Annotated in this window: 7 protein-coding genes and 1 pseudogene; all 8 read left to right on the forward strand. The window is 59.2% G+C overall.

The annotated features are described in order from the left end of the window. The first annotated feature begins 99 nt into the window (after positions 1-99). A complete protein-coding gene (locus tag ACQ4N8_RS23870; RefSeq protein ID WP_430706852.1) occupies positions 100-1,257 on the forward strand; it encodes an ROK family transcriptional regulator in 1,158 nt (385 codons plus the stop codon). Positions 1,258-1,296: 39 nt separating this feature from the next. After that, a complete protein-coding gene (locus ACQ4N8_RS23875; RefSeq protein WP_430706853.1) occupies positions 1,297-2,307 on the forward strand; it encodes an asparaginase in 1,011 nt (336 codons plus the stop codon). Positions 2,308-2,544: 237 nt separating this feature from the next. Continuing rightward, complete coding sequence (locus tag ACQ4N8_RS23880) at positions 2,545-4,170, forward strand: glutathione ABC transporter substrate-binding protein (RefSeq protein ID WP_430706854.1); 1,626 nt, start codon at positions 2,545-2,547, stop codon at positions 4,168-4,170. A 109-nt stretch (positions 4,171-4,279) separates the two neighbouring features. Continuing rightward, entirely contained in the window at positions 4,280-5,206 is a 927-nt protein-coding gene (locus ACQ4N8_RS23885; protein ID WP_430706855.1) for an ABC transporter permease subunit, read from the forward strand. Positions 5,207-5,230: 24 nt separating this feature from the next. Beyond that, a complete protein-coding gene (locus ACQ4N8_RS23890) occupies positions 5,231-6,151 on the forward strand; it encodes an ABC transporter permease subunit (RefSeq protein ID WP_430706856.1) in 921 nt (306 codons plus the stop codon). A gap of 15 nt (positions 6,152-6,166) precedes the next feature. Then, positions 6,167-7,231 (forward strand): ABC transporter ATP-binding protein, encoded by a 1,065-nt coding sequence (locus ACQ4N8_RS23895; RefSeq protein ID WP_430706857.1) that lies wholly within the window; start codon positions 6,167-6,169, stop codon positions 7,229-7,231. Between the two features lie 98 nt (positions 7,232-7,329). Continuing rightward, positions 7,330-8,328: an ABC transporter ATP-binding protein gene (locus tag ACQ4N8_RS23900; RefSeq protein WP_430706858.1), complete on the forward strand. Its 999-nt coding sequence runs from the start codon at positions 7,330-7,332 to the stop codon at positions 8,326-8,328. After that, positions 8,321-8,611: pseudogene (locus ACQ4N8_RS23905) on the forward strand (hypothetical protein); the annotation flags it as partial. The gene ACQ4N8_RS23900 and the pseudogene ACQ4N8_RS23905, both read left to right, overlap by 8 nt.

Below are 8,611 nucleotides of genomic sequence, written 5' to 3' on the forward strand. Positions count from 1 at the left end.
TTATGCAAAAACGGTCAATAAGATGCTGGTTTTCGCTCGAAATCAAGACCGTTTCGACTTCATTAATTCACTGATGAAAATAATTCCAAGGAGTTATCTATGAAAAAGCATGATCAGGACTTTATTAAACGGCAAAACCGGCTCACAGTATTTCGCATCATTCAAAACCAGCATCCGATTTCCAGGGCCTCGATTGCCAAACAAACCGGGATGAGCGCTACCACGGTAAGCCGGATCGTCGGAGAGTTATCCGAACAAGGCTATATTCTGGAATCCGAACAGGTCTCCTCCGGCCTCGGCCGGAAATCGACGCTGCTGGATGTCGTGGCCTCCTCGGTTCTGTCGATCGGAATCGAGCTGGATACGCATCAGATCCATCTCGGCGTGGTCGACATGCAGGGGAGCCTCGTTTGCAGCGAGATCTATCCGCGAGCGGCCGAAGAAAGCCCGGAACACACGATCGTTCGCTTAGAAAGCATGATCGATGAAGTCACGAAACGGCACGCGATCGACCGCTCCAAGGTCGTGGGGATCGGCGTCGGCCTACCCGGCATCATCAATCACGAACAAGGCATCGTTGTATTCTCCGTTCAGCTTGGCTGGAAAAACGTGCCCTTGGCCGAGCGGCTGAAGGTGTTAACCGGGTTTGACGTCGTGGTCGACAACGAGCTGAAGGTCAAGGCGCTCGCGGAGCATTTGAAGGGAGCGGCGACCGGCTCCATCCGGACCGCGCTGCTTGGTTTCGGCAACGGGGTCGGCTCATCGCTGATCCTGGAAGGGGAGATTTACCGCGGCGATTTGAACAGCGCCGGCGAAATCGGCCATACGACGATGGATCCGAACGGAACGCTGTGCGAATGCGGCAAAGCGGGCTGCTTGCAGACCTACATCAACATCAGCTCGCTGCTCCTGGAGGCGAACAAGATCAGGCCGATCCGCTCGATCGAGGAACTGTTCGAGGCCAGGCGGGCGGGAGCCAGCTGGGCGGTTCACCTGATCGGGCGAGCCCTGGAATATATGGCAATCACGGTGAACAACATCGTTTGCATGTACAACCCGGACAGCGTGATTCTCAGCGGCGAGCTGATCGATAAGTTTCCCGGCATTTACGAGGAGGTCGAGCAGCTCTGTCTCTCCCGGTTCGTTTGGGAGCCGCTAAGAGGATCGTTCCAGGTGCTTCGGTCAGGGCTGAATGAACGAGGGGTCGTCATCGGTTCGGGACTCTTGGCGCAGAATTGGTTTTTTGCATTGGACTAGAGGCAGGATGCGATCAACGAAAAGAGGAGGGGAGCAACGATGACGAGGGGCTTTGCGCCATTGGTGGAGGAGTATCGCGGCGGCGTGCTGGAGAATGTGCATTACGGAGCAGTCAGCGTGGTCGACGAACAAGGGAGGGTGCTTTACCGGGCGGGCGATCCGGAGCACATGACCTTCCTGCGCTCGGCGGCCAAACCGTTTCAAGCGATTCCCGGAATGAAGCGGAGGATCGACCGGGTTTACGGATTGACCCCGGAGGAGACGTCGTTGTTTGCGGCGTCCCATCGGGGAGAGGAGTACCACATCACCGCGCTGGAGTCGATTTTGCGCAAAACCGGCGTGCGGGAGGAGCAGTTGCACTGCTGCATGACTTACCCTTTGAATGAGGAGGCCAAGGCCAAACGCCATCAGGCGCATGAGCCCAAGCGGCGGATTTTCCATAATTGCTCGGGCAAGCACTCCGGGTTGCTGGCCTTGTGCAAGCACATGGGCTGGGACGAGCTAACGTATTACATGCCCGAGCATCCCGTTCAGCGGGAAATCGTGGAGACGATGGCGGACATTGCCGAATTCCCGGCCAGCCGGATTCCGCTCGGTGTCGACGGCTGTGGGCTGCCGATCTTCGCGCTGCCGCTCCGAAACATCGGGCTTGCGTATCTGAAGCTCGCCTGTCCCGATTTGATCGGGGACGAAGATGCGCGGGAGGCGGCTTCCGCCATCGCCGGCCTAATGAACGATTACCCCGACATGATTGCCGACCGCAGGTTTGTCTGCTCGGCGCTGCTTAAAGATCCCAACCTCGCGGCCAAAGGAGGAGCCAAGGGCGTTTACGGCATCGGGCTCCGCAAGGAACGCCTTGGCATCTCGCTGAAGGTATCCGACGGCTCGGAGCAGGTTTGGCCCTGCATCATCGCTTCCATTCTGGAGCGTCTCGGGTACGAAAACCGGGAAACGATCGCGCGGCTGTACGCCCTTGAGCCGAACATCATCGTAAATGACGGCGGCACTGTGGTAGGGGAACGCAAAGCGGTGTTTGAGCTGGAAGCTTGAAGAGGTAGTTCAAAAAGTCAACTTTTGATCACGAAGTAAGCCATGAAGTCGATTCGGCGTCGAATCTTGAATTCAGCCGGGCTTTCCGGTGCTCACGTAGGTTTTCCTGCGCTCCGCTCCTCAATCCCTGGCTTCATCCAACCTTCTCGGTGCTGAAAACCTGACTTTTTGAACACGCACTTGAAGGCCGGCATTCATCCATAAATAACATCTATTATTCAAAAGGGAGTGGAGTTTATGAAGTTCAAAGGAAAAGGTTCGATCCTGATCATGCTGCTGGTTCTCGCGATGACGATCGCCGGCTGCGGCGGCGGGGGCGGGAATACCCCGGCGAACGCCGGCAGTAACGCGGCAAAGAGCGGCGGATCGGAGAATGAAGCGGCAGGCACGGCGGTTTCGAAAAACGGCAACAATATCGTCATTGCCACGAACGCGAATTTTATCACCCTTGACCCGCATAACACCAGCGACACGAATTCCATTACCGGCGAAAGAACGATGTATGAAGGCCTGATGGGCTTCAATGAGAATATGGAGGTCGTGCCGGTGCTGGCGGACAGCTACAAGCAGAGCGACGACGGCCTCGTCTATACGTTCACGCTGAAGGAGAACATCAAGTTCCACGACGGAAGCGACTTTAATGCGGAAGCGGTTAAGGCCAACCTCGACCGGGTGCTCGACGAGAGCAACAACCTGAGAATGCGCAGAAGCTTCACGAAGGTGGCCAAGGTGGAAACGCCGGACGCCAAAACGGTGGTCATTACGCTATCGGAACCGTACAGCGCGTTCCTGAACAAAATGGCGATGCTGCTGATCATCAGCCCGAAAGCGCTGGAGCAGTACGGCGCGGATATCGGCCAGCATCCGGTCGGTACGGGAGCGTTCAAAATCAAGGAATGGATCCAGGGCGACCGCCTGGTCGTGGAGAAAAACGCCGGCTACTGGCAGGCGGGCTTGCCGAAGGTCGACAGCGTCACCTTTAAACCAGTGCCGGAAAACGGCTCGCGGGTAGCGATGCTAAAAACCGGGGAAGCGGATTTCATTTACCCGATGCCGACCGAGCAGGTGGCGGACATGGAGGGGTCGGCCGATAACGTGATCGAGCGGATCGATTCGACGATCGTCCGTTACGTGACGCTCAACACGATGAAGAAGCCGTATGACGACGTTAAGGTCCGGCAAGCCATCAACTACGCGATCGATAAAGACGCCTACATCAAAGTCGTGAAGTCGGGCGAAGCCTCGAAGCTGGATTCCACGATGTCGTCCAAAACGCAGTATTACTCCAAGCAATCGGGGTACGATTACGACCTCGACAAAGCGAAGCAGTTGCTGGCGGAAGCCGGTTATCCGGACGGCTTCGAGGCGGAGATCTGGGGCGAAAACGACTCCGAAACGATCAAGGGGATGCAGTTCATCGCGCAGCAGTTGGCGCTGGCCGGCATCAAGCTGGACGTGAAATCGATGGAGGGCGGTACGCTGTCGGAGCAAATCAACTCGGCTGCCACGCCGGAAGAAGCGAAGATTCAAATGTGGTACGTCAGCTGGTCACCGTCCTCCGGCGATGCGGACGGAGCGACAAGAGGCCTGTTCAGCAGCGAGATGTTCCCGCCTGCCGGTTCGAACACGGCTTATTACAAGAACGACAATGTCGACAAGTGGATTGCCGAGGCGAACAAAACCGTCGACGCGGAACAAGCCAAGGCGATTTACGCCGATATCCAAAAAGCGATTTGGGAAGATGCGCCATGGGCATTTATGGGCGTCGATCAAATCGTCTCCGGGAAAAAGTCCTATATTGACGGCGTGAAAATGTTCCCGGACGGCTCCATCAATGTACTGAATGCGGAAGTAAAGCAATAATCGGTTTATTCGCGGGAAATTAGAAAATTGGCGCGGGGGCTGCTTCTTTAATATCCATGAAGGAGGCGGCCCCGCACTATTCCGCTAACCAAGGAAGGAGGCTCCCAGGATGGGAAGATACGCGCTGCAAAGGCTTCTCGGGGTAATACCGCTGCTGTTGGTCGTGTCCGTGCTCGTCTTTATGTTCATCCACTTCATTCCGGGCGACCCGGCGCGATTGATTGCCGGCAAAGAGGCCACCCTCGAGGAAATCGAAGGCATTCGGGCGCAGTTGGGGCTGGATCAGCCCATGTGGAAGCAGTATTTCGATTATTTGGGCAACCTGCTGCAGGGCGACCTGGGCCAATCAATCAAGACCGGCCAACCGGTAGCCGATATGCTGAGCAGCCGTTTGATGCCGACGCTTTGGCTGACGGTCTTCAGCATGCTTTGGGCGTTGGTGATCGGGATTCTGATCGGGATTATATCCGCGGTAAAAAGAAATAAATGGCCCGATTACGCCGGCATGTTAACGGCTATTTCGGGAATTTCCATTCCCGGCTTTTGGCTCGGCCTGGTGCTTATCCAGCTCTTTTCCGTCGAGCTGGGCTGGTTCCCGACGGGCGGCATCGACTCCTGGAAAGGGTACGTGCTGCCTTCGATCACGCTCGGCGCAGGCATCATGTCGATGCTGGCCCGCTTCTCCCGGTCGTCGATGCTGGAAACGATGCGGGAGGATTATATCCGCACCGGCCGGGCCAAAGGCCTGCGGGAATTTATCGTCGTCGGGCGCCACGCCCTGCGCAATTCGCTCATCCAGGTCGTGACGGTGGCCGGGCTGCAGTTCGGATTTCTGCTCGGCGGTTCGGTGATGGTGGAGACGGTCTTCAGCATTCCGGGGCTTGGGCGGCTGTTGGTGGATTCGATCCAGTTCCGGGATTACACGGTCATCCAGGCGGAGCTGCTGTTGTTTGCGGCCGAGTTTATTTTGATCAATCTGATCGTCGACCTGCTCTACGGCGTTTTGAATCCGAAAATCCGCTATGCGGCGACCTAATCCAGATTCGGGAGGAGATCACACATGATTGACAATACACCGCCCGCAGGAAGCGCTGCGGCGGCTTCCGTACCTGCCGTCCAGACGGCGACGGCTCGTCCGCCGCGCGGCCGGGCCGCCGAGTTTTGGCGCAAGTTCTGCCGGCAGCGGCTGGCGCTGGCGGCAGGGATATTCATTATGCTGCTCGTGATCATCGCCATCCTTGGCCCTTATTTGACTCCGTATGACCCGGAAGCGCCGAATTACGACGCGCTTACGTTGGGGCCGTCGTTCCGGCATTGGGCGGGCACGGACGAATACGGCCGGGATATCCTCAGCCGCCTGATCGCCGGGACCCGGCTGTCGCTGGCCGTGAGCCTGAGCTCGGTGTTCATCGCCGCGGCGGCCGGGACGTTTCTCGGGCTTCTTAGCGGCTATTACGGCGGCTGGCTGGACCGGCTGATCATGCGGGGCAGCGACGTGCTGTTTTCGTTCCCGGACATTTTGCTGGCGATCGGGATCGTGGCCATTTTGGGTCCGGGCCTGTCCAACGTGGTGGTCGCGGTGGCGGTGTTTGGCATCCCGTCGTTCGCCCGGATCATCCGCAGCGTGACGTTGTCCGCCAAGGAGACGGTTTTCGTGGAAGCGGCCCGCTCGATGGGGGCGAAGAACGGCCGGATCATTTGGCGGCATATTTTTCCCGAAACGCTGCCAAGCGTGATCGTGAACCTGACGATGAAGATCGGGACGGCGATTTTGGCCGCTTCCTCGCTGAGCTTTCTCGGAATGGGCGCCAAAGCCGACGAACCGGATTGGGGCGCGATGCTGAGCATGGGCCGGGATTATTTGAGCATCGCCCCGCATATCGTTTATTTTCCGGGCTTGGCGATTTTTTTGACGGTGCTGGCTTTTAATCTGGTGGGGGACGGTCTTCGCGACGCTTTGGATCCCAAGATGAAAAACTAAAGGGGGGGATGGGCCGTGACGCAGGTGTTGCTTGAGGTAGAAGGGTTGAGAACGGAGTTTCGGCGGGACGGCGGATCCGTCATGGCGGTGGCCGGCGTGGATTTTCATATCCGCAAAGGGGAAGTGCTGGGACTTGTCGGCGAATCCGGCTGCGGCAAAAGCGTCACCTCCTTGTCGATCATGCGGCTGCTCAAGGATACGCCCGGCCGGATTGCCGGCGGCAAGGTGCGGTTCGAAGGCACTGATCTCGTAGGGTTAAAGGAACCGGAGATGCGGCGGATGCGCGGCAAGGAACTGGCGATGATTTTTCAGGAGCCGATGACGTCGCTGAATCCGGTGTTGCGCATCGGCAAGCAACTGGAGGAGCCGATTCGGCTGCATCTCGGCTACGGCCGGAAGCAGGCGCGCGAGCACGCGGTCCATATGCTGAAGCTGGTCGGCATTCCGCGCACGGAGGAAGTGATGAACGACTATCCCCATCAGCTGTCGGGCGGGATGCGGCAGCGGGTCATGATTGCGATGGCGATGTCGTGCCATCCGAAGCTGCTGATCGCCGACGAGCCGACGACCGCGCTGGACGTGACGATTCAGGCGCAAATTCTCGACCTGATGCTGCGGCTGAAGGAAGAGCGCGAGATGGGCATGCTGCTGATCACGCACGACCTGGGCGTCGTGGCGGAGATGTGCGACCGCGTCGTCGTGATGTACGCCGGGCGGGTAGTCGAGGAAGCCCCGGTGGCGGAGTTGTTCGAGAGCCCGCAGCATCCCTACACGAAGGGATTGATCCGTTCGGTACCCAAGCTGCGGCAAAAGATGCGGCGGCTCGATTCGATTCCGGGCAACGTCCCGGATTTGTCACGCATGCCGGCGGGCTGCAAGTTCGCGCCGCGATGTCCGTACGTCACGGAGCGCTGCCTGAAGGAAGAACCGCAGCTGCTCCCGGCGAACGGAGGGACGGCGCGGCTGAGCCGCTGCTGGCTGGCGGGCGCGGCGGATGCGGCAGCTATCGTTGCTGCCGGAACTGTCGGCGATAGCCCGGTGACAGGGTGCTTCGAAGAGAAAGGAGCGGGTGGCGAATGAACGGAACGACGGAAGACGCGACTATGGAGCGAAGTCGGAGGAACCGGGGGGAAGCGGACGGCCGAGGGAACCTGCCCAACCGGGAACGCGGCAACCATATGGACCATGATCGCCGGGGGAATGCGCCGGAGCGGGAAACCCCGCTGGTCGAGGTGAAGGACCTGCAGAAGTCTTTTGCCGTCCGTAAAGGCTGGCTTGGCGCAAGCCGCGAATTGCGGGCGGTGGACGGCATCTCGTTTGCTATCCGGCGCGGCGAGACGTTTAGCCTGGTCGGGGAAAGCGGCTGCGGCAAATCGACAACGGGCCGGCTGGTGAACCGGCTGCTGCGGCCGAGCGGCGGCGAGGTGTGGTTTGGCGGGCAGGAGATCAGCCGGCTGAGCGACGAACGGATGCGTCCGATCCGCAAGGAAATGCAGATGGTCTTTCAGGACCCCTATGCCTCGCTGAATCCGCGCATGAAGGTCAAGGACCTCGTGGCCGAGCCGCTGCTGATCCACGCCAAACTGAGCGGCGCGGAACGCGACAAACTGGCCCGCGAGCTGCTGGAAACCGTCGGGCTGAACAGTGACCACGCCGAACGGTTCGCCCATGAATTCAGCGGTGGGCAGCGGCAGCGGATCGGCATTGCCCGGGCTTTGTCGGTCCGGCCGAGCCTGATCGTCGCCGACGAGCCGGTATCGGCGCTCGACGTGTCGATTCAGTCGCAGGTGTTGAACCTCATGCAGGATTTGCAGGAGGCGTACGGTCTGACGTATCTGTTCATCTCGCACGACCTTAGCGTCGTCGAGCATATCAGCGACCGGATCGGCGTGATGTATCTGGGTTCGCTCGTGGAAACGGCCGCCAAGGACGATCTGTACGACCACCCGCTCCATCCTTACACGCAGGCGCTGCTGTCGTCCGTGCCCGTGCCGGACCCGAAGCTGAAGAAGGAGCGGATTATCCTCAAGGGCGATTTGCCGAGCCCGGTAGAGCCGCCATCCGGCTGCCGCTTTCACACCCGATGTTCCGCTTGCATGGACATTTGCAAACAGGTTGCGCCCGAATTCAAGGAAATCGAGCCGGGCCATCAGGTGGCGTGTCATTTGTATGTATGAAGCAAATTTGAACGAAGAAGGGATAACGATGCGGATTACGATTGATACGGGGCTTATACGGACGGGAACGGAAGCGCTCGTTTGCCCGATTTACGAAGGCGAGGATTTTGCCTGGCCTCTGCGGGAAAAATGTAAGCAGCCCGGTGCCGTCGCGTGGTTTTACGGCAGAGCCGCAGGCGAAGAAGACGTCCTGGCGGTTGGGCTGGGCCGGCGGGAACGCGCGACGCTGGAGCGGACGCGGCGGGCCGGGGGCTGTGCCGCGCGGGCGCTGCTGCGCGAGGAG

The sequence above is a fragment of the Paenibacillus macerans genome (assembly GCF_050565405.1).
In the GTDB taxonomy this organism is placed as follows: domain Bacteria; phylum Bacillota; class Bacilli; order Paenibacillales; family Paenibacillaceae; genus Fontibacillus; species Fontibacillus macerans_B.

What these genes read in the sequence shown, in the direction of transcription:
- ACQ4N8_RS23880 (WP_430706854.1), top strand. Translation starts at nt 2,545, where the DNA reads ATGAAGTTCAAAGGAAAAGGTTCGATCCTGATCATGCTGCTGGTTCTC.
- ACQ4N8_RS23890 (WP_430706856.1), top strand. Translation starts at nt 5,231, where the DNA reads ATGATTGACAATACACCGCCCGCAGGAAGCGCTGCGGCGGCTTCCGTA.
- ACQ4N8_RS23885 (WP_430706855.1), top strand. Translation starts at nt 4,280, where the DNA reads ATGGGAAGATACGCGCTGCAAAGGCTTCTCGGGGTAATACCGCTGCTG.
- ACQ4N8_RS23900 (WP_430706858.1), top strand. Translation starts at nt 7,330, where the DNA reads ATGGACCATGATCGCCGGGGGAATGCGCCGGAGCGGGAAACCCCGCTG.
- ACQ4N8_RS23875 (WP_430706853.1), top strand. Translation starts at nt 1,297, where the DNA reads ATGACGAGGGGCTTTGCGCCATTGGTGGAGGAGTATCGCGGCGGCGTG.
- ACQ4N8_RS23870 (WP_430706852.1), top strand. Translation starts at nt 100, where the DNA reads ATGAAAAAGCATGATCAGGACTTTATTAAACGGCAAAACCGGCTCACA.